Source organism: Nocardia sp. NBC_00565, assembly GCF_036345915.1.
GTDB lineage: Bacteria > Actinomycetota > Actinomycetes > Mycobacteriales > Mycobacteriaceae > Nocardia.
In genome coordinates, this window is record NZ_CP107785.1 from 4124848 (window position 1) to 4145651 (window position 20804).

18 protein-coding genes are annotated in these 20804 nt (G+C 67.3%); 1 reads left to right on the forward strand and 17 read right to left on the reverse strand.

What is annotated here, in order from left to right:
* Positions 1–10: 10 nt before the first annotated feature.
* From OG874_RS19755 to OG874_RS19835, 17 genes are all read right to left on the reverse strand, one after another.
* Positions 11–2335 carry a hypothetical protein gene (locus OG874_RS19755; RefSeq protein WP_330256597.1) on the reverse strand — a complete coding sequence of 775 codons (2325 nt, stop codon included), beginning with the start codon at positions 2333–2335 and terminating at the stop codon, positions 11–13.
* Between the two features lie 7 nt (positions 2336–2342).
* Positions 2343–3839, reverse strand: a complete 1497-nt coding sequence (locus OG874_RS19760) for an SCO6880 family protein (protein ID WP_442943364.1) — start codon at positions 3837–3839, stop codon at positions 2343–2345.
* Positions 3836–5320, reverse strand: coding sequence for a hypothetical protein (locus tag OG874_RS19765; protein ID WP_330256598.1), 1485 nt, complete (start codon positions 5318–5320; stop codon positions 3836–3838). Before OG874_RS19765 ends, OG874_RS19760 begins: the two co-directional genes overlap by 4 nt.
* A complete protein-coding gene (locus OG874_RS19770; protein WP_330256599.1) occupies positions 5314–6165 on the reverse strand; it encodes a hypothetical protein in 852 nt (283 codons plus the stop codon). Before OG874_RS19770 ends, OG874_RS19765 begins: the two co-directional genes overlap by 7 nt.
* A complete protein-coding gene (locus OG874_RS19775) occupies positions 6159–6974 on the reverse strand; it encodes a hypothetical protein (RefSeq protein ID WP_330256600.1) in 816 nt (271 codons plus the stop codon). The genes OG874_RS19770 and OG874_RS19775 overlap by 7 nt, the downstream gene beginning before the upstream one ends.
* A gap of 73 nt (positions 6975–7047) precedes the next feature.
* Positions 7048–7668 (reverse strand): hypothetical protein, encoded by a 621-nt coding sequence (locus OG874_RS19780; protein ID WP_330256601.1) that lies wholly within the window; start codon positions 7666–7668, stop codon positions 7048–7050.
* A gap of 23 nt (positions 7669–7691) precedes the next feature.
* Positions 7692–7967 (reverse strand): hypothetical protein, encoded by a 276-nt coding sequence (locus OG874_RS19785; RefSeq protein WP_330256602.1) that lies wholly within the window; start codon positions 7965–7967, stop codon positions 7692–7694.
* A gap of 8 nt (positions 7968–7975) precedes the next feature.
* Positions 7976–8272 carry a hypothetical protein gene (locus OG874_RS19790; RefSeq protein ID WP_040692318.1) on the reverse strand — a complete coding sequence of 99 codons (297 nt, stop codon included), beginning with the start codon at positions 8270–8272 and terminating at the stop codon, positions 7976–7978.
* A 60-nt stretch (positions 8273–8332) separates the two neighbouring features.
* Entirely contained in the window at positions 8333–8971 is a 639-nt protein-coding gene (locus OG874_RS19795) for a DUF6668 family protein (protein ID WP_330256603.1), read from the reverse strand.
* Entirely contained in the window at positions 8968–9846 is an 879-nt protein-coding gene (locus OG874_RS19800; protein WP_330256604.1) for a MinD/ParA family ATP-binding protein, read from the reverse strand. Before OG874_RS19800 ends, OG874_RS19795 begins: the two co-directional genes overlap by 4 nt.
* A gap of 19 nt (positions 9847–9865) precedes the next feature.
* Positions 9866–10804 (reverse strand): hypothetical protein, encoded by a 939-nt coding sequence (locus OG874_RS19805; RefSeq protein ID WP_330256605.1) that lies wholly within the window; start codon positions 10802–10804, stop codon positions 9866–9868.
* 57 nt (positions 10805–10861) lie between these two features.
* Positions 10862–12511: a cutinase family protein gene (locus OG874_RS19810; RefSeq protein WP_330256606.1), complete on the reverse strand. Its 1650-nt coding sequence runs from the start codon at positions 12509–12511 to the stop codon at positions 10862–10864.
* Between the two features lie 346 nt (positions 12512–12857).
* Complete coding sequence (locus OG874_RS19815; protein WP_330256607.1) at positions 12858–15266, reverse strand: RelA/SpoT family protein; 2409 nt, start codon at positions 15264–15266, stop codon at positions 12858–12860.
* Positions 15267–15421: 155 nt separating this feature from the next.
* Positions 15422–16375, reverse strand: a complete 954-nt coding sequence (locus OG874_RS19820; protein WP_330256608.1) for an alkaline phosphatase family protein — start codon at positions 16373–16375, stop codon at positions 15422–15424.
* Between the two features lie 511 nt (positions 16376–16886).
* Positions 16887–17513 carry an NUDIX hydrolase gene (locus tag OG874_RS19825; RefSeq protein ID WP_330256609.1) on the reverse strand — a complete coding sequence of 209 codons (627 nt, stop codon included), beginning with the start codon at positions 17511–17513 and terminating at the stop codon, positions 16887–16889.
* Positions 17514–17949: 436 nt separating this feature from the next.
* Positions 17950–19206: an adenylosuccinate synthetase gene (locus tag OG874_RS19830; protein ID WP_330256610.1), complete on the reverse strand. Its 1257-nt coding sequence runs from the start codon at positions 19204–19206 to the stop codon at positions 17950–17952.
* A 146-nt stretch (positions 19207–19352) separates the two neighbouring features.
* A complete protein-coding gene (locus OG874_RS19835; protein ID WP_330256611.1) occupies positions 19353–20303 on the reverse strand; it encodes a hypothetical protein in 951 nt (316 codons plus the stop codon).
* A 100-nt stretch (positions 20304–20403) separates the two neighbouring features.
* Between OG874_RS19835 and OG874_RS19840 the strand changes: the two genes are divergently transcribed.
* Positions 20404–20790 carry a RidA family protein gene (locus OG874_RS19840; RefSeq protein WP_330256612.1) on the forward strand — a complete coding sequence of 129 codons (387 nt, stop codon included), beginning with the start codon at positions 20404–20406 and terminating at the stop codon, positions 20788–20790.
* Positions 20791–20804: the final 14 nt, after the last annotated feature.

Genomic DNA, 20804 nt, shown 5'->3' on the forward strand with positions numbered 1-20804 from the left:
GCGAACCCCATCATGCGGCGCTCCCACTCGGGGAATCGCCACCGCGCGAAGTAGATTCGGTGAACTCGGAGAAGCGCTGATTGGTTTCGTGGATCCCACTCTCCTTCTCGGACAACGTGAATTCCATGTGGAACGGGATGCCGGGGCGGCGATCCTCACCGATCTTCAATAGGAACTTGCCGGTGCCCGGCGGTGACGGACGTTGCTGGCCGGGCTTGAGCGCCTCACCCGTCAACGCTTGCGGTGCGGACCATCCGGTCACCATCTCCTCCTCGGCGGATGTGAACGGAACCACGCTGTCGAGTCGCTTGATCTCCTCGCCGGGTAGCGCGCCGAATATCTTGGCGCGCGCTCGTTCGAGGAAGCCGAGCGCCTTGGCGATGGCGGCTTCCGATCCCAATGCTTGCAGGTCCTTGATGGTGTGGCTGATCATGATCAGCGCGGTGGCGATGGTGCGCTGCAGGCGGGTCAGCTCGTCGACCCGGTCGACCATGAAGTCACCGAGGCCGAGCACCTGCCACAGCTCGTCCATCACCACCTGGAAATACCGCTGCGGGCCCATATCCGCGTCGGCCAGCACATGCGCGGCCTCCACCGAGGCGAAGCCGTCGGCCCAGCAGGCCAGCATCACGGCGGCCTTGAGCTTCTTGTCACCGGTGGGGATGTGCGAGACGTCGATGCAGACCGCGACGGCGCCGGTATCGATCGGAACGGTGGTCTGCCCGTTGAAGATCGCGCCGAACGGGCCCTGGGTGAGTGCGCGCAGCGAACGGCGCAGACCCTTGATGGCGACCTGGAATTCGTTCGGGTCGTCGGCGCCCGCGTCGAGCATCAATTCCTCACCGCCGCCGACGATGACCTCGAGCAAATTCTCCATGATCGGCGGCTGGTCCGGAGTGTAGCCGCTGCCCGGCCGGTAGAGGATGCGCAGCGCGGTGGCGATCAGCGTCTCCTCGTAGTCGCGCACCCGCGCGCCGCGGACCAGTTCGACCAGACCGGCGATGAGGGTCACCTGGCGGGCGCGCATATCCTGCAGCACCTGAAGTTGCAGTGCGGGTAGCTCATCCAGCATCGGCACCACGGAACCGAGCACACCGGCGGCGAGCGGGTTGAGCTTGCCGTGACCGTAGCCCAGGTCGATCACCTGGCCGCCGACCAACTCGACCATCTTGCGGTAATCGGGCTTCACATCGGCCAGGATCAGCGGGGTGATGCCCTGCGCGATGCCGCCGAGCACGATCCGGCGCACCAGCGAGGACTTACCGAAACCATTGAGTCCCAAGACGAAAAGGCTAGGCGCGGTGATGAAGCTGCCGCGCAGGAACCAGTTCATCGGGTCGAAGCAGACCGGAGCGCCGGTGTGCAGATGCGAGCCGAGCGGGGTCCCGATCAACGGCGCGCCCGCGCCGACCGACCACGGCCACAGGCCCGCCACTTGCGCTGTGGTAGCACGGTATTCGACCGGGCGGCCGACGACGTTCATCCGCCCGCCGCCCGCGCCCATATAGCCGCGATCGGTGAGTTGGGCTGTGCTGCGGTCGAATCCGTCCTCGAAGACCTGTTCGGCGCGGGCCGCGTAGTTGCGACGGCGGATGTCGTCGGTGCGGATGCGGAAGGTCGCGAAGGCCGCGCGCAGACCGGTGCCTTCGCGGCTGATCTGCTCCAGCTTGGACCGGGTCACATCGTCGAGCAGGGGCGGACCGGACTGTTTACGCTTGTCCGACCTGGCCTTCGCGCGGCGGGCCGCCTTATCCATCTGGGGGGTGCCCATCGCGCGATCAGCGGTGTAGTCGACCTTGGCCGCGCGCTGTGCCTCGCGGCTCGTTCTGCCGCCATTGCGTTCCGGTCGTGCCACGCGTTCCCCCCGTACCGATCGTTGCGGTGTGCCCTCGCGCGGCGGGCGGGCGGCCCTTGCCGCGTCCGGACGGGGCCGATCGGCCGAAGTCCGCTCACCGCGAGCGTTTTCGGGCCTGGGTCGCTGCGCGCGATCGGAGCCCGACTGCGGCCGATCGGCACGGCCACCGTCGGCGTATCCGGCACCGGGACGCGCCCGTCGCTCGGCCGCCTCGCGCGACGGTCGCCGCTCCCGATCGGACGTCTCGTCCACGCCGGTCCGGTCGCCGCCGCTCACTCGCCCCGCGCCCCGCCCGGACCGCCGATCCCGGTCCGGCATCTCCTCGATGCCCGATCGTTCGACGCGGCCGCGTTCCCCCGCCGGGCGGGGCGGCCGACCCTCACCGGTAGGCCGGCCCCACGGCTCGTCTTCGGGCCGCCTCTTGCGGCCCACCGGCACCTCGTCCCGTTCGCGCACGGGTGGCTCGTAGTCACGTGCCATGTATCGCTCACCCCGCCAAGGCTTTCGGAATTGTCGCGTGTTCCGGCAGGATCACACCGCAGCCGAGCGAGGCCGCGAAGGCCGCCGACTGGTAGCGGTAGCACCGCCGGATCTTCAACCGCGCCTGCGTCGACAGGTCGCGGGTAATGGCTTCGATACGCGGCAGATCGCCACGCAGGGGCTCGGTGATGGTCACCAACGCCCCGAAGCGGGTCACACCGTGACCCCGGGCTTGTTCCTCACGGGCCTGCTGGGTCGCGCCGACCCGCAGGGTCGCCGCCGCCGAGACGACGCCGCGTTCACTCTGTTGTGCGACAAGGGCATTCTTGAAATCGTCATCGACGATCTCGGCCGCGTCGGCGGCCGAATGCGGACGGTACACGATGGCGATGCGCTTGCGCGGCACCTCCGGATTCGGCGCGAGCAACCGCTGTAGCACCCGCTCGTCCACCGCGCCCTCGGGTGCGGCGTCCATCTCCCAGGTGACCGAGCGGCCGCCGTCGTGCACCAAGTGATCCCACTTCTCGTCGTAGGAGACCGGGCCGGCATCGGCCCAATCCAGACCGTGCCCCTCGGGTTCACCCGCCGCGACCTCGAGATCGGCCTGCGAAGCAGGATCGTAGCTGCGCCGGATGAAGGAGATGACCTCATCGGCCGACATCGGCTGGGCCCGCACGCCCGCCTCGGCCAGCGCCGCGCAGATGCCGGGCAGCCTGCGGCCGATCTCGACGGCCTCCTCGGCCGGATTCTTGCGGCGTTCGGCGGTGGTCGCCTTGAAGGTGATCGCCACGCGCGGCAGCAGTTGCACGCGCTCCTGCGGCAGTTCGGTGGCGAGTTCGTACATCACCTGCTGCGCCAGTTCCGGCGCTTCCGGCCGGGTGATGGTGGCGACCTCGGTGAGCAGCCGGTTGCCGGTCTCGGGCACGGTATCGATCACCGGGACGACCGCGACGATGTCACTGGTCTGGCCGACCGAGGCGAGGAAGGTGCCCCACGCCGAGACCCAGCGATCGATGACCGGCTGGTCGACGGCCTCGTGGCCTTGCGGCCACGCCCGCAAAACTACTGTGTACTGGGCGAATTGGGGTAGGTGGATCATCCCGAAGCTGTAGCCGCCCGCGTCGATGCCCTCGTAGAGCTTGGACGGCGCCAGCAGACCCGGCAGCCGGGTGACACCGCCCGGAATGCGCGAGAACCGGCCGCCTCGGTACACATGCTCGCCGCGATTGCGCGAACGCATCCAGTTGAACATCATCAATCCGTTCTCGTATCCCGAGCGGCCCCCCGTCCGCCACACCAGTGGAACCATCACGACGACGCCGGTGCCGCCCACGATCAGACCCCACTGGAACCCGCCGACCATGGCGCAGATCAGGGCCGTGATCACGACGACGAAGCCGATGACGGTCTCTTCCCAGCGCAGACCGAAAAGGCCCGCGCTGCGCGGCTTCTGCCACAACCCGTACGAGCGGCGCTCGTAGGTATCGCCTGTCGTCATCGTCATCGCGGAATGGTGCTCCTCCCGAGGTCGGGCGAACGATTCGCCCAGCGATCGCCTGCCACGTCACCCATTGCTTGATCGGCCCGAGTCAGCGGCGCGGTCGCGGCGCGGGCCGCGCCGATCGCACCCGCCGCCCTGGACGCTCCGGACGGTACTCCCGAGCCGCCCTGTGGGACGGAGGCGCGCGGAGGTCCGCCCGCCGGGGCTCCGCCACCACCACCGCCGCCACGCGGCGGGACCGGACGCGGCGCACCACCACCGCCGCGCGCACCACCCGCGCCACCCGGCGGCCGCGGACCGGTGGAGGAGCCGCTGACATAGCCGGCTGAACCCGGCGCGGCGGTCTTCGTCGCAACGGCCTTGGTACCCATCGCGCCCAAAGCGCCCACCGCGAGCAAGGTTCCACCGGTCGCGGTGAGACCGGAACCACCGCTGCCCACGGTCGCGACCGCGGGCGTGACCAGACGCATCAGTGCGGGCAGCACGAACGCGACACTGCACAGCAGCACGATGGCGACCAGCATCCGTTGTGCCTGTTCACCTTCGGGCAGTCCACCGGTATCGGTGAGCGAATCCACATGGCCCGCGGTGGTGAACGCGATCATGTAGACGATGGCGGCCACCGGTTTCCACAGCATGAACGCGATGATCCAGCTGATCAGCTTCTGATACGACTGCTTGCCGACATTCATCCCGGAGGCGGCCGCCGCCAACGGCAGCACACCCGCCGCGATGATCAGCAGCCCCTGACGGACGATGGCGAGGATGATCTGCGCGAGCGCGCCCAGCAAACCGACGATCGCGATGATCAGCACCAGACCCGGCGAAAACGCCTGCAGCTTACTGGTTTTCACCATCAGCTCGGCCAGGTCCTTGGCGTTGCCATTGGTCGAGTCGTTGATGATCCACTCGGAGAAGCGATCCGAGGCCTGGGAGCCCGCGACGATAACCGCGCCGAGCATCCAGGAGCTGAACACGACACGGGCGAACATGCGGAACGATTCGGCCGCCTCGTTCATCGCGGCACCCCGTCTGGCCTCGGCCAATCTGGCGCCCGACAGGATCACCGAGGCTATCAAGAGCAATATCTGCGCTTGATAGGTGTAATCGTTGATCTTCACGAACAACGAGCCCGAATCGCTGGTCGCCTCGTTGGGGACCTTCATCCAGAAGGTCAGCGCGAGGATGATGGCCTCACCGAGGCCGTTCATCAGCGAATCGACGACCTTGCCGAAGGTCGAGTCCCAGGCCTTGTCCTTGACCGCGGTCGCGGCGCTGCCCGGGTGCGAGGCGGCGTTGCCCGCCTTGCATACCGCCGACGCGGCGTCGCCGAGGGATACCCCCGGCAGACCGACATTGTCGAGGGTGTCGTGCAGTTCGTTGCATGTCTCGTCGAAACCGTACGTCTGGCCGTAGGCCACCGTCGGTGTCGCGATCATCACCGTGAAGATGACCGCGAGAATCGTGACTACACGCCTCACCATTGTGTCCACCCCTCGATGCTGCGCAGGGAATCGATCTGGACTTGCTGTTGTCCGCTCACCGCGGTGAGCTTCCAATCGCCTTCGCGCCATACGACTGCCAGGCGCATGCCGACCCATGTTGGTTGGCCATCAGCTGTTTCTCGGGCCTTTCTCGCAAACTGGACGATCGCGGAATCTTCGGTGTAGCTCTCGATCCGGAAGGCATCCGAAGCGAACAGCAGTGGTCTCAACTTGTCCGGCAGCCGATCCGAGACCTTGCCCTCGGCCACCAGTCGGTCATAGTCAGCCAGGTACTGCGCCGTGACCTCGACCAGCCGCAGCAGCAGATCCCGGTCGCGCGGGTTGGCATTGGTGCGCCAGTAGATCTGTTCGGCCGCGAGCGCCGCGCCCTGTGGCGTGTGAGCGAATCCGACCGCGGCCTTGCCGTCGATGCGCGCGGGGCCCTCGGAAGTGGAGAACCGCACCACCGGTCCACCGAATACGCGCTGCCATACGCCTTCTCCGCTGGCGGGCTGCGGCGCGGCGGTCTGCCAGGTCGGTGCGCCCGGCTGCTGTTGCAGCGCCGGATTCTGTTGCAGCGCAACGCCGGTGCCGTTGTTCGGGATGTCGATCCGGCGGCCGAACATATCGGCCTCCGGATTGCCGAAACCCGCCGCACCGGCATCGGGCGCGTTCTCCGAACTCGTCCCGGTCTTCGATACCTGGTCGCCCCCGGCGGCGTTATCGCGCATCGCGATAACGGTCACGACGACCGCGACCACCACGGCGAGCACCGCGCTGATGCCGAGCACGGCGAGCGGCGAACGTTTCTGTGCCGGACCCGATCCGGGCCCCAGGCTCACCATTTCGTCCACCCGTTCATGGATTCGATGTACTCGGTCTGGGTGTTGTTGGAGGTGGCGGGCTTCAGCCGCCAGTCACCCGCGTCCCACACCATGACCAGTCGCAGCGCCGCCCACAGTTGCTTGCCATCGACCACCGGGCCGCGGGCGGCGAGTTGGATGATCGCCAGATCGTCCGCGTAGTTCTCGACCTTGAACGCATCCGAGGCGACGAAATAGCGAGTTACCTTCTCCGGCTGCTGTTCCGGCAGTTTGTCCTGGGACAGCGCCTTGTCGTAGGCGGCGATCTGCTGGGCCGAGACACGCACCTGGCGGACGTAGAGGTCGCGGTCGGCGGGGCGGGCGTTGAGACGGTAGGTGATCTGGGCGGCGGCGAGCACCGCGCCCTGGGGAGTGTGCGAATAGCCCACGGCCAGACCGTCTTCGATGTGGGTGGGGCCGTCCGAGGTGGAGAACGGGACCGAGGCGCCGTAGACCCGCTGCCAGCCCTGCGGTGCGGTGGTGCCCTCCGGAGCCGCGGTCAGCCAGTCCGGATCGGTCGGCTTGCGCTGGCGCGTCGGATCCTGCGGAAGTGGTTGTCCGGCAGGGTTGTTCGGGATGTCGACGCGCCTGCCGAGGATGTCGACCTCGGGCGTCCCGAAGCCCTCCCCGGCGGCGCCGACGGTGGCGGGGGCACCGTCGCCGCCGGATGTCGCGTCGTCCCGACCGAAGTACACGAACAGACCCACGACCACGATGAGCACCACCACGGCCGCGGACGCGATGACACCGAAGGAGACGCGATCCCGCGCGTACGGCTCCTTCACACTCATGACTCCGCCTCGCTGACGCTCGGCTCCGTCATGAGCGAAGCACGCTGCGACATGATTCGCTCGCTGCGCTCCCTCATGCCGGTGCCTCCAATTTCACTATGTTCGTAGGTAATTCATCGATCGCCTCGATAGGCCGTGCGGTCGAATCGGGGTCGGGCAGCCGTAACCTCCAGTCGTTGCCGAACCACTCGACGGTGGTGTGGTTCACCGCCTTGGAGTTGTCCGAATACTCGGTATAGACGTCCACGGCGGATCTCTGGTCGGTGTAGCCGGTGATCCTGTAGCCGAGCAGTCTCGGCGCGTATTCGGTCGCGGCCGGGCCGGTGATCGACAGCTGCAGCCGGTTGACCGACCACTCGTCTCTGGCCTTGTCCGGCACGATCTCGTTGCGCACGATCTCGGGCCACTGACTGTCGGCGGCCACCGACAGGCGCACCGTGTGCACGATCGCGGCGAGGGCCGCGCCGGCCGGTGAGTGCTCGAAACCCGTTGCGGCGCCGTCGGCCAGCTTCTTGGGCCCCTGATCGGCGCTGGGGAGCGCGACGCCCTGGAACGGCTGCCACCGCACATGCGTCGGCGCGGCCGACAGATTCGGGCCGGAGTCGCCGCCACCGCCGCCACAGCCGACCGCCGCCAGCAATAGCGCGGCACCGACCGCACCAGCCGCGGGCTTGCGGATTAGTGTCGAGTTCATCCCAGGGCCGTCCCCATCCCGGTTCACGTCGGCAGGAACGCCAACGCGATCCCCGAGGCCGTGCTCGCCACCGCCGCCCCGAGCAGACTCATCAGTACGCCGTGCGAGGCGTCGTTCATCGCCAGATCGCTCCGGAACGCCATCCACAGGCGGCCGGCGGAGACGATCATCCACGCCAGGCACACCAGCAGCACGAACCAGAGCAGCCAGTTCAGCAGCTGCATCAGCGGTTGCAGCACTTCGGCGGGCATCTGCTTGTAGGCGAGCAGTTCCGCGGCCGACATTCGCACGGTAGACATCGCCGACATCAGGTCCCGATGACGGCGTTCATGATGGTGCCCGCGCTGGTCGCGACGACGCCGCCGATCATGGCTCCGGCCACCATCTTCGGCGATTCGAGCCCACCGCCGGTCCACTTCTCCCATGCGAACTTGCCGCCCGCATAGGTGATCCCGCAGATACCGGACAGCAAGACGAACCAGGTGAGGTACCGGACCAGCTGCAGGATCTTCTCCGAGCCGGGAGGCGCCTCCGGTGTCGGGTTACCGACTTGAGCGAGGACAGTGCCGTACGTGTCCTGCACGGCGAGGAGAATCATGCTCATCGGGTGCCTTTCTCGAGTAGGAGTGGTCTCAACGGTCCGGTACGTCGGTCATGGTGTGCATCATCGTTCCTCCTCGAAAGACGAACCGCTGTCCAGGTTTTCGCGTACGACCGCAACGATATCGGCGCCCAGTTCCCGAACCTCCAGCGGAACCTCGTCGAGCGGGTCGATCTTGCGCTTCTTCGGCGGTATCGCGTCGCCGGGAGTCCAGACGGGGAGCTTCTCGGGTTCGACGAGGGTCCATTCCTCGTACCACGGGATCTGCCAGAGCTGGCCCGCCAGGGAGCCGACCACGTCGCGGTAGCGGCGGATTTCGGCGGGCAGACGGCCGGGCCGCGCGGCCACGGTGACGAGGCCGAGGACTTCGCAGGAGCCCGCGAAACCCGAATGGTGTTGGCGCAGAAGATCATGGGCACGCGTGAGCCCGGCGATGGTTTCCCTGGCCACGAGAACGACGAAGGGGGACTCGCGGTCGAAGACGCCGGGCCAGCGGCGGCCCGAATCCGCCGCGGGCGCAAGCACATGCGCGAGGGTACTGGCTCCGGCACCGCCGTGCACACCTAGCAGCCACCACAGCGGCGCCCGGCCGACGCCGGGTACGGGACGGTCCCAGATGGGCGCGCGACGAGACTCCGGTGGGGCGACCACACCGGCCTGGGCGGCTTCGGATCGACGAGGAAGATTCATGGCGGCCGTCATGATGCCACTCCGGCGAGCAGCCGCCCATAGGCCCGGCGCGTCTCGGGAGCCAGCGACGCGTGGCGAACGAGTTCACCGCGCGCCAGATGCGGATCGTACGGAATCTCCCTGATATCACGCACCCAGCCGGACAGATGCTCACGCAAATGGTCGGCAACCTGCGAATCCACGCCCGACAACTGGTGCGAGACAACGATTGTGGTATCGCCGACGATGCCGCCGCCCGGCCCCTCGGCCGAATCGCCGAACTGGTCGTCGAGCCATTCGAGGGTGACCCGCAGCCGGTTCGCGGCATCGGGGCGCGCCGGAATGGCAAGTACCAGAGCGACATCCGCGTCATCGAGCAATGGCCGCAGCTGCCGTCCGGCAATCGGGTTGCCGCCGTCGTAGACCGCGGTGTACCCGGCGTCATTCACCGCGCGCGCGACTGTGAGATACGTGGCACGCCGACGCAGCGGCGCGGCATCGCGCCACAGCAGTCCGATGCCCGAACTCGCCTGCGACAGGCACTCCTTCAATGGCGCGGGTTCGTCGTCGCCGCGCCCGTACAACCACGACTGCAGGCTGATCGGATGCAGGTGCTCATCGGCCCCGCGCAACGCCAGATCGCTGCCCGCAGCCGTCGCGTCCACCGCCACGGTCGAGGTACCCGCCATGCCCAACTCCCCCGCGATACCCAAGACCGTGGTGGTGGTCCCCGCGCCACCGCAGCCGCCGACCACCAGAATCGAGCGCTGCGCCGGTTCGAGGGATTCCGTCGAACCGCCCTTGCCACGCCGCAGCCGCACCACCGGAGCCTTCGAAGGCGCAGGCCGGTTCGACGAATCACCCTCATCGGGCGCCTCGTCGAGCCAGCGGCTCCAGTCGTCTCCCATCGCTATCAGCTCTCCCTATTCATCCGGCCGCGACGCCCGTGACGAGCGTGCGACCGCCGACCACCGCCGTGGTGACGGTCTGCTTGTTGTACGTGGCGGGCGCGCCGCCGGGCCGGTACTCGGTGACCTCGACCGAATACCGGTTCTCGGTGATCGTCTGGATCCGCACACAGTGCGTGGTGCCCACCGGAATGGTGTCGATGCCGTGCTGGATCGTCGCGGCGGGCGAGATATTCGAATCCGGCGCCACCACCGCCCGAACCCGCTCGCCGGAGCGCTCCACGTAATAGGCGTATTGAAACGCCAAGATCGCATCCGGCCCGGAGTCGGTGCCACCGGGTTCGGCGCTGCGCACGATGCGGTCGCCGCGCTCGGTAGGGCAGTCCGCGATGCCGCGGGATTGGACGCTGGCCGCGGTGAACCGCATCGAGGGCACGACCGGCGCGGCGGCACCGCGATCACCGGAGGACCGTAGTAGGAAGATCGCGACAGCAGCGGCCCCGGCCAGCAGCAGTACGGCCACGATGAGCACCGCGACGACACGGGCCCGACGCGTACTCGGGTGATTGCGCGCCTCGTGACGTAAAGCGCGCGAGGCGCGGGCCGATCGCTCGGCCGGGCCGTCGTCGTAGTCGTCCTCGGGCCACGGAAACTGTACGAGTTCGCCGGCGCGCGGCGCGATGTAGTCGTCATCGGGGCCGGGGGCACGCCCGGCCACCCAATCCGACCACCCGCCAGTGAATTCGCTCTGATGGGACGCCAGATCGGCCGGAACCTCGTTGCGTGCGCGCACCTCTTCGGGATCCTCTTCGCGAATGTAGTGCGGGAAGCGGGCCGGACCGTCGTCGTCCTCCGGCACCCGCAAGCCCGATTCCCTGTGTGGTGACGGGGTCGGTGCACCGGCCTCCGGCTCCAGCGCGCCATACCAGCGTGACAGCTGTTTGTACGACTTCAACATTCCCCCCTTCCCGCAGAGCGAGGCACGTGGTGTCGCATCGTCGGACCCTCTCGGCGATCAGTTCGTGGAGAACGGGTAGGTGTTGTCGGCGGTGCCGGGTACCACGGTGGGCGGAGTCGACGTCGCGCCGCCGGATGAGGCGCCACCGGCTCCTGTCCCGAACGGAAATTGTCCCGTACCGGACGAATTCGGCGTAGCCGACGCGCCGGAACTCTCTCCGAAGAATCCAGTGGTCGGCATGGTTGTACCAGCTCCTGGGGGTGCAGCAGGTCCCTGGGGCGCGCCGCCGCCGCCGAACTTGTCGGCCAGATCATGTGCCACCGCGGCGAACCAATCGGCGACGAATCGGGTGGGCGCGTCGCCATTGGCGGTGACCGCCGCGGTGCCGTACGCGCCGTGGCGTTGCACGGTGTCCCAGTACCGCACCCAGGTCGTCACATTGAGCAGTTCGCTGTTGTCGGTGATGTTCTGCACGACCGCGTCGAAGGCTTGGGTGACCAGTCGAACGCCCGTCGTCGGCGGCACCAACTGGGTCACCGCGCCCAGCAATTTCGTGCCGAGCAGCAGGATTCCGCCGACCGGATCGGACAGACCCGCGGTGGCCAGCTGAGTGATGGTCGCGGGGTTGATGACCGCCTTGACCACCGTGGCGACCGCGTTCAGGCCGATCATGCCGACCTTCAGCAGCGCCCGCAGCGCCGCGGGGGCATCGACCGGGGTGCGCGGGTCGGCGGCGTCGGCCAGGCGCTGGGAGATCGACTTCTTCGGCGAGATCGCCAGATTCGTCAGCGAGTTGCCCTGGACATCCTCGTTGACGACCTTGGTCGCGGTCTTGATCGAGGTGTACGCCAGCGCCTGGGAGATCGAGACCAGCGAGGCGATCGGGTCGCCGCCGCTGAGCTCGGCCTGGCCCGCGACAGTGGCCACCGCCTTGAGGATCGGTGCGCCCTCCGGCGCGTCGCAGGCGAGATCGCCTGCGGCACAGAAACTGGCGACCCGGCCGGTCAGCGCGGCGAAGTTGGCGGCCCTGTCACGGTCGGGGCCGATGCCCCCACCGCTGGCGGGCTCCTGCGGCAGTGCCGCGACGGACGCGATCTGATCGCCCGAGGTGCCCGGCGCGGGATCGGGTGTCGCCTTACCCGGCGAACCCGGGAACAGCGGCGCACCGGGATTGCGGGTCGGATCGGCGAACAACGCGACCGCGGCGACCTTCTCGGGCGCGATCACACCATGCCCCTGGCCGACCTCCTGGGCGAAGATCGAGGCCACGTGCGCACCTTGTGAGTAGCCGACGATCGCCAATCTGGTCTCGGCGCAGCGGTCCGCGACATCCTTGGCCATCGAACGCAGGCGCTCGAGTCCGCCCATCACCGACTGCGCGTACGACACCGTGCCACCGGCGGTGGCGCCGCCGAAGCCGGATTCGTAAGGGACGTATGCGCGGTCGACGAGCCCGCGCTCGGGAGCCGCGGCCAGCATCGGCATGAAGACCGTCGATAGCATGCCGGTATCAGTTGTCGGCGCGGCATCCGGTGACGATTCCCCGGTGCCCTGAATTCCCAACGCGTACAGTGCCGGACAGTTACCGATGGCGAGATTCGTTGTCGGGCCAGCGGAATTCGGTTCCGCTACGGCGGTTCCGGCGGTCGCCACGACAACGGCGAATGCCACCAGCATCCCCGAGATCCGTGCCGTGTACTTCGTCATAGCGATCCGCAATCAATCCGTGTTGCCGCAGCTGAACTTAACGCCATGAAATCCAATAGACCGTAACAGATTCCGACTATTGCCGCTGTGGGCACGAAAACATTACGCGAACCGCCGAGGGACGCACGATGCTTCCCGGCGTGCCACGTGGGATCATCCGACAAGTTTCCGATCATAGAAACCGGTCGGCAACCGGTCGGCGACCCTTCGGCGTTTCGAATCACCAACCCGGACTTCGTATTCCAGCGAACGCACGCGACGCGCGCAAGCAGCTACAGGCGGGCCGCGCCTGCGCTCAGCGGGTGGCGATGAACGGCACGGCTGTTCAGCCAGCTCGACGTGCCGATCAGGTGGCCGAGGTGACGCGGTAGACGTCGTAGACGCCCTCCACGTTACGCACCACATTCAGCAAGTGGCCCAGGTGTTTCGGATCGCCCATCTCAAAGGTGAACTTGCTGATCGCGACCCGGTCGCCGTGCGTGGCCACCGAGGCGGACAGGATGTTCACCTTCTCGTCGGCGAGCACCTTGGTCACATCCGAAAGCAGTCGGGTGCGATCCAGCGCCTCGATCTGAATGGCCACCAGGAACACCGAGGACGGCGACGGCGCCCACTCCACGTCGATGATGCGCTCGGCCTGTTCGCGCAGCGAGCCGGCATTGGTGCAGTCGGTGCGGTGCACGCTGACCGCGCCGCCACGGGTCACGAAGCCCATGATCTCGTCGCCCGGCACCGGGGTGCAGCACTTGGCCAGCTTCGCGACCGTGCCCGGCGCCCCCGGAATCAGCACGCCCGCATCGCCGGTGACGCGCTGGCGGGCCGGGGTGGTCGACGGGGTGGAACGCTCGGCGAGCTCGTTCTCCACATCGCCGATGCCGCCGAGCTGTGCCATCAACCGCTGCACGACATGGTGCGCGGAGACCTGGTGCTCGCCGACGGCGGTGTAGAGCGTGGAGATGTCGGTGTAGTGCAGTTCGTGCGCGACCGCGGTCATCGCGTCCACGCTCATCAACCGTTGCAGTGGCAGCCCGACGCGGCGGACTTCCTTGCTGATCTGATCCTTACCGCTCTCCAGGGCCTCTTCGCGGCGTTCCTTGGCGAACCACTGCCGGATCTTGGCCTTGGCGCGCGGGGACACCACGAAGTTCTGCCAGTCGCGGCTGGGTCCGGCGTTCTGCGCCTTCGAGGTGAATACCTCGATGACCTCACCGTTTTCGAGCTGACGTTCCAGCGCGACCAGGCGACCGTTGACTCGCGCGCCGATGCAGCGGTGCCCGACCTCGGTATGCACCGCGTAGGCGAAGTCGACCGGAGTCGACTTCTGCGGCAACGTGATCACGTCACCCTTCGGGGTGAACACGAAGATCTCCGGCGACTTCAGGTCGAAGCGCAGCGACTCCAGGAACTCCGCAGGGTCGGCGGCCTCACGCTGCCAGTCGAGGAGTTGGCGCATCCACGCCATATCGTCGACTTCGGTGGAGTCATTGGAGTGCTTGCCGCGAGTCTCCTTGTAGCGCCAGTGCGCGGCGATGCCGAATTCGGCCGTGCGGTGCATGTCCTGGGTACGGATCTGCACCTCCAGCGGCTTGCCGTCCGGACCGACCACAGTGGTGTGCAGTGACTGGTAGACGCCGTAGCGCGGCTGGGCAATGTAGTCCTTGAACCGGCCCGCCATCGGCTGCCACAGCGAATGCACCACGCCGACCGCGGCGTAGCAGTCGCGGACCTCGTCGCACAGAATGCGGATGCCGACCAGGTCGTGGATGTCGTCGAAGTCCTTACCCTTGACGATCATCTTCTGGTAAATCGACCAGTAGTGCTTGGGGCGGCCCTCGACGATCGCGTTGATCCTGGATGCGGCCAGGGTGTTGACGATCTCCGCACGCACCCGCGCCAGATAGGTATCGCGCGAGGGCGCCCGGTCGGCGACCAGGCGCACGATCTCGTCGTATTTCTTCGGATGCAGGATGGCGAACGCGAGGTCCTCGAGCTCCCATTTGACGGTGGCCATACCCAGGCGGTGCGCCAGCGGCGCGATCACCTCGAGGGTTTCCTTGGCCTTCTTCGCCTGCTTCTCCGGCGGCAGGAAGCGCATGGTGCGCATGTTGTGCAGGCGGTCGGCGACCTTGATGACCAGCACGCGCGGGTCGCGGGCCATGGCGATGATCATCTTGCGGATGGTCTCGGCCTCGGCGGCAGCGCCCAGGTTGACCTTGTCCAACTTTGTGACGCCGTCGACCAGATGCGCCACCTCGGCGCCGAAGTCTTGGGTCAGCTGCTCGAGCGAGTAGCCGGTGTCCTCCACGGTGTCGTGCAGGAGCGCCGCGACCAGCGTGGTGGTGTCCATGCCGAGTTCGGCCAGGATATTGGCGACCGCGAGCGGGTGGGTGATGTAGGGATCACCGGACTTGCGGAACTGGTGGGCGTGGCGCTCATCGGCGACATCGAACGCCCGTTGCAGCAGGTTGAGGTTCGCCTTCGGATACAGCTCGCGATGCACGCTGGCCAGCGGCTCGAGCACCGGCTTGACCGCGGCGATACCACGCTGACCGGTCATGCGCCTGGCCAGGCGGGCGCGCACCCGCCGGGATGCGGAGGTCGGGACCGCGGCCGAGGTCCCCGGCTGGCGCGCCGGCGCGGAATTGCCGCCCGCGGGCGGCTTCGGGGTACCCGATGGCTGCGGGGTGGCCGCACCATTCGACTGCGGGGCACCTGCCGATTGCTCGACATTCGCCTCGCCAAGATGCTGAGTCATGCCACCACCTCTCCACGCCGCGGTCGGATCACCCTATCCGACCGCTGCCGCCTCACCTCCAACTCTAGTCGCGGCTGTGCCGGTACGTCCGATTCGAGGTAGCCAGACGAGATGGACAACGCAGAGAGCACAGGATCAGTGCCCGAATGCCGGGACTACCGGCTGGCGAAGAGGTCGATTGGTTGGGCAATGCGGGATGCACCATCGAAGACCGGGTCCAGTGGGGCATTGAGGAGGTCCAAGACGGTGGGGGTGATGTCTACCAGGGAGAAGCTGGAACTGGTGGTGCCCGGGGTAAAGCTGGGACCGCGGGCTATCACGAAATTGGTTGTCTCGTCGGGAGTTTGACCGCCGTGGCCGCCTTCGGGGCGGTGGCCGTGGTCGGCGGTGACGAGGATGGTCCAGCGTTCGTCCGGATTCGCGGTGGCTCGGGCGTCGACCGCCGCCACGATGCGGCCGACCAGACCGTCGATACGGGTGACGGCGTCGAGATATTGCCTGGAGCCGCCGCCGTGGAGATGGCCCGCGCGGTCGACCTGATCGAGGTGGGTGAACAGGAAATCGGGAGCGAATCTGGTGATGGCGGTGACGACCTCGGCCGCGGTGGCGGCATCGGTCTCGAACTCCTCCGGGTCGCCGGGGACCGGCGGGACGGAGACGACGACGCTGGCGCGCGGACTGCCGCTGCCCGCCATGATGGCGATCTGATCCCAGGTGGCGATCGAATGCGTCTTCAGGGCCGGGTTGGCGCGGTGCAGGCGGGTGAATACGGTCGGGTATTTCGCGAACGGGGCGGCGTCGAAGTTGTTGTCCTTGATGCCGTGCTTGGTTCCCCAGACGCCGGTCAGCACTGTCGCCCAGGACGGGCCGGAGATGGTGACGTGCGGTGCGATAGAGGTGCGGCCGAGCGCGCCATCCGCGCTGAGTCGCAACAGGTTCGGGGCCTGTACCTGTTGAATCCTGGAGTACATGAGGCCGTCGAGTCCCACGAGGACGACCTTGTCGAGCGACGTGGCGGCGGCATGCGCACGGGCGGTGGCGAGGCTGAGCGGTAGGGTCGAAACCGCCGCGACGGCAAGCGCGTTGGTGAGCAGTTGTCTGCGGTTCATGCTCTGGTGGCGCCGACAGTCATCTGCGTCGCATCGGAGCGACGTCGGGCCTGCGATTCGCTCGCTCATATCCCGAACGATCCAGTACGCCTGTGCCTTTCGATAGATCACCCAGGCAGAGTTCATGGATGTTTCATCGGTCTCGCCATCGCTGGTCGCCTCGCTGAACAACCATTGAACAGACGATAGCGAGTGGCTATACGAGCAGTTCACCGCTGGGTGTCGGTGGGGTGAACAACAGAATCCGGTTGATCCATGGCCGAACGTGTGACTGTCTGACCGCCATGTCCACCGCCGGCGAGGCCGCCCGCAACACCACGCTTCCCACTTCGGCCGGTACAGCCCACGCCACACACAACTTATGGGCACGTCACGGACCTTCGCGAAAACCGCCGGACTGTCGACGGGCAAGTCCCTCTGTGAGCTGTCAACGGGGTATGCGAGGCTGCCCCGATGCATTCCAGCTCGGCGTCGGGTGCGACGGGTGCGTGGAAAGCGTTGTGGTGCTGGGTTATTCGTTGGGGGTGAAGGCCCAGATGGCGGCGGGGCGGCCGGTGGCCTTGACGCGGCGGCGTTCGGTGGTGCGCGCGAGGCCGGGGATCGTGGCCAGGGTGCGGTTCAGGTTGGCCGGGTCGGGGCGGGCGCCCTGCAGGGCGGCGCTGAGTTCGACCGCGCGGGTGGCGGGGAATTCGTCGCCGGTCAGCGCTCGGGTGAAGGCCATGTCCTTCCAGAGCAATCGGGCGAGCAGACCGCGGGCGGCATCGATGATGCGGTTGTGGTCGAAGGCCAGCGCGGGGACCTCGTCGAACGACACCCACTGCGCCGCTCCCTCGTGCGGCCCGACCACCGCCCACATCGCGATCGATAGCGTCGGCCCGCGCGGGTCGCGATTCGGCTCGTCGAAGGTGACCAACTGCCCGACCGCACCGATCGCCGCCTCCGGCACGCCGAGCTTGGTGTGCACAGCCCGGCGCGCGGCGGCGACCAGCCGCTCCCCCCGCCCAAGCAGCACCCCCGGCAACGCCAACCGTCCGGTGAACGGCTCCATCTCCCGCACCGCGATACCCACGCTCACCCCGGCGTCATCGGCCCAGAACCGCAACGCCACCACATCAACCGACACAACGGATTGCTCCACGCCACCCGATCCTGCCCCACGCCCGAGTCCACCCGCCCAGCGGTCCAGACCGTTGGCGGTCGAAACAACCGAGAAGCCGAGTCAGCATGCCAGCCAGCCCACCAAATCTGTGACGACAAAAGCAGCGGCGACTCCCGCCTCACCAGACAACTGCGGCCACGCACCGAGCCGAGGCGCGGTCGCAGCGGTCCGGACCGTTGGCGGTCGAGACGACCGGGACGCCGAGTCGGCGTGCCAGCTGGTCCACCGAATCTGGGCCATGAAAATCGACGATGTCCCGGGCCTCGAGCTAGGGAACGGCGGCCACGCACCGGGCCGGGGTACGGTCGCAGCGCTCCGGACCATTGGTGGTCGAGACAACCGGCACGTCGAGTCGGCGCTCCAGCTGGTCCACCGGATCTGCGGCGACGAAAGATCGGCGGTGTCCCCAGCCCCACTAGGCGACTGCGGCCACGCGCTTGGCTGGGGTGCGGTCGCGGCGGTCCGGGCCGTTAGCGGTCAGGACTACTGGAGTGCCGAGTTGCTGTTCGAGCCAGGACGTCGGGTCTGTGGGGAGGGCGGTCAGGATCGGGGATGCGGTGGCCAGTAGGTCGGTGAGGCGCTGTTGGTGGTCGAGGTCTTGCCAGGGGCCTGGGTCGAGGCGGTCGATGATGCCGGTGGGGGTGGTGTATCCCGTTGCGGCGTAGTCGGTTCCGGGGTGGTCCAGGTGAGTGAGGGCCAGGCCGTCGATGCCGCCGGAGACGTCGATGGCGTAGCGCAGCAGGATCGGGTCGAGGTGGCCACTGCGGAAGGGGCCCTGGTAGGGGCCGGTGGTGTTGTGGGGTTCGGGGAAGGTCAGGGCGCGATCCTCGGTGGGGAACGGGCCCGCCCCGTGGCGGGTCATGTAGGTGCGGGTGACGCCGAGTGTGTATGCGGGAGCATCGATTTCGGCGAGTAGGGCGCGGGCGTTGTGCGGTTCGACGGTGGACCAGGTGGTGTGCGGATGGAAGCCGCGCCATTCGTCGAGCAGAACGCCTTGCGCACCTTCGAAAATCAGGCGGCCGCGGTGTGCGAACCGGGCGAGTTCGTCGCCGTCGACGATGCGTACGGCGGTGGCGAATTCGCGGTACATGTCGACCAGATCGCGAATCGGTTCGTAGCGGTGCCTGCTCGGCGCGATCAGCGGGCCGTAGTGCGCTGCCATCGCCTGCAATTTGGCGTGCAGAACGTTGGGGTGCAGGCAATCCGACACCTTCGGCGCATCGTGGTCGAGTGCGTACCGAGCCGTTTCGCCGATACCGCGGCCGCACGAACCGTGCCGCGCGGAACCCCTCGCGTCCTCGCGGGCACGGTTGGCGGCAATGTGGATCGGGGTGGTGAGCAACGCTCGCCCGTCGATGCGCAGCAGCGACAGCGGGTCCGGTACACCGAGGGTTGTCAGCCGCAGCGATTCACTCGCCAGTGCGATCGGCTCGACCAGCATATGCCGCGAGAGCAGCGTGGGGACGCCGGAGAAGGTGCCGGATCCGAACTGCGCGAAGGTGTGATGGCGTCCATCGGCGATCACATTGTGCGCGGCCTGCGCGCCGCCGTTGAATCGCACGACCGCCGATACGTCCAGGCCCGCTTCCGACGAGCACAGCCAATCGACGGTCGCTCCCTTCCCTGCGTCACCGAACCCGAGATCGAGCACGATGATGTTCGACCGAATCACCTTGCACCCCTATCTATTCCGAATTCATCACCCGACGTGTTCAGCCATGCGCAGGAACCCGCCACGGGAAGCAGCGCATGCCGGATGCACCGAGGCCCCTGCGCGGAGCTACCGCACCTAGAAGCAGCCCTACCCGACGGACCAGATCAGCCGCGACCGCGCGACAGTGCGCGAATACTCGGTCCGGCCTTGACCCCCAACGCTTTTCCCACCGACGCGGCCTCGGCCGCCGACCCCACATCGCGCAGATCCGCGAGCCCGGTGTGCATGTCGACGCGGTCTTCCTCGAGCCCGATGGTGAGCGCGATGAGTTCACACACCGCGGCCGGATCGTCGAGCTTCATGAAGTGCTGCCCCAGCAATGCGCCCCAGTGCTCGGCGATCTCCGGGTCGCCGAAGTAGCTGGACTGGTTCGGCAGGATGTAGTACACATGCCACCGCTCGGCCAGTTCCCGATAGATCGAGGCCACCTCGATATCGGTGCGCACGTGGTCGCCGATGACGCCGCGGATATGCCTGCCCGCCAGCTTCGCCTTGTTCAGTTCATCGCCGATGATGAACAGATAGCCGCGCTTGCCGCGCTTGTCCCAGGCATCGGTCGAGACATGACTGGCCATGAAATACGCTGCCAGTTCATAACTTTCGGACTTCTGTCCGCCGCCTCCGCCTTCCAGCAGGATATTGCGCAACTGCTCGTCCATCCGGTTGTCGGATTCGAACTGCCCGACCTGCAACGGCACCCGATCGGTATCCGCATCACCTATCGCACCGAACATGATCTGCGGATCCTCCGCATATCCCTTGCGCTGCAACAGTCCGTGCAGTTTGCCGAGCTTGTCCTGCATGATCCGGGGCACCCGGCCCATCGATCCGGTCACGTCGAACAGCACCGCGATCGGCAGCGAGTTCCCGTGCTCATCCGAATCCCGGCATTCCCGCACGGCGACTCCGAGCGGCTCCAGCGCCGGGTGCGCCTGCCAGCTCGCATACGGCTGCCCCTGCATCTCGGCGGTGTATCCGAAGTCGTCCACACCCCGGCTGGCGCGGAAGGTCTTGGCCGCACGGTAGGCGGTGTCGTCCCAATGTCCATATCCCATGTCGTCATTTCCTCTCGTGAATCTAGTTTTAGTGTATGAGACTAAAACTAGGCTCGTCAAGGGTCGACGGCCGGAACACCCACCGAGGCAAGATCATTGCGTGAAGCTCGTACCGCGCAACCCGGCCGAAGGCATCTACCCCGCCACCGAGGATTACGTGCACGCCATGGAGATGCGCGACGCCGAGCGAATGCTGTTCGTTTCGGGCACCGTGGGGCTGGCTCCCCAGGGCAGGCCGGGTGCGACACTGGCCGAACAACTCGACCTCATCTGGGCCAATCTGCGCACCATCCTGGCCGCCGCCGATATGACGGTCGACAATATCGTCCGGCTCACCAGCTACCTACGCGACGCGTCCTACGCCGAGGCCAATGCCGCCGCCCGCGTCGAGGCATTGGGCGGGCACGTGGTGCCGACCACCGCGATCGTCGCCGGAACCCTGGTCAGCGACTGGCTGGTCGAGATCGAGAGCATCGCCGCGGGCTGAGCCCCGCCGCGACC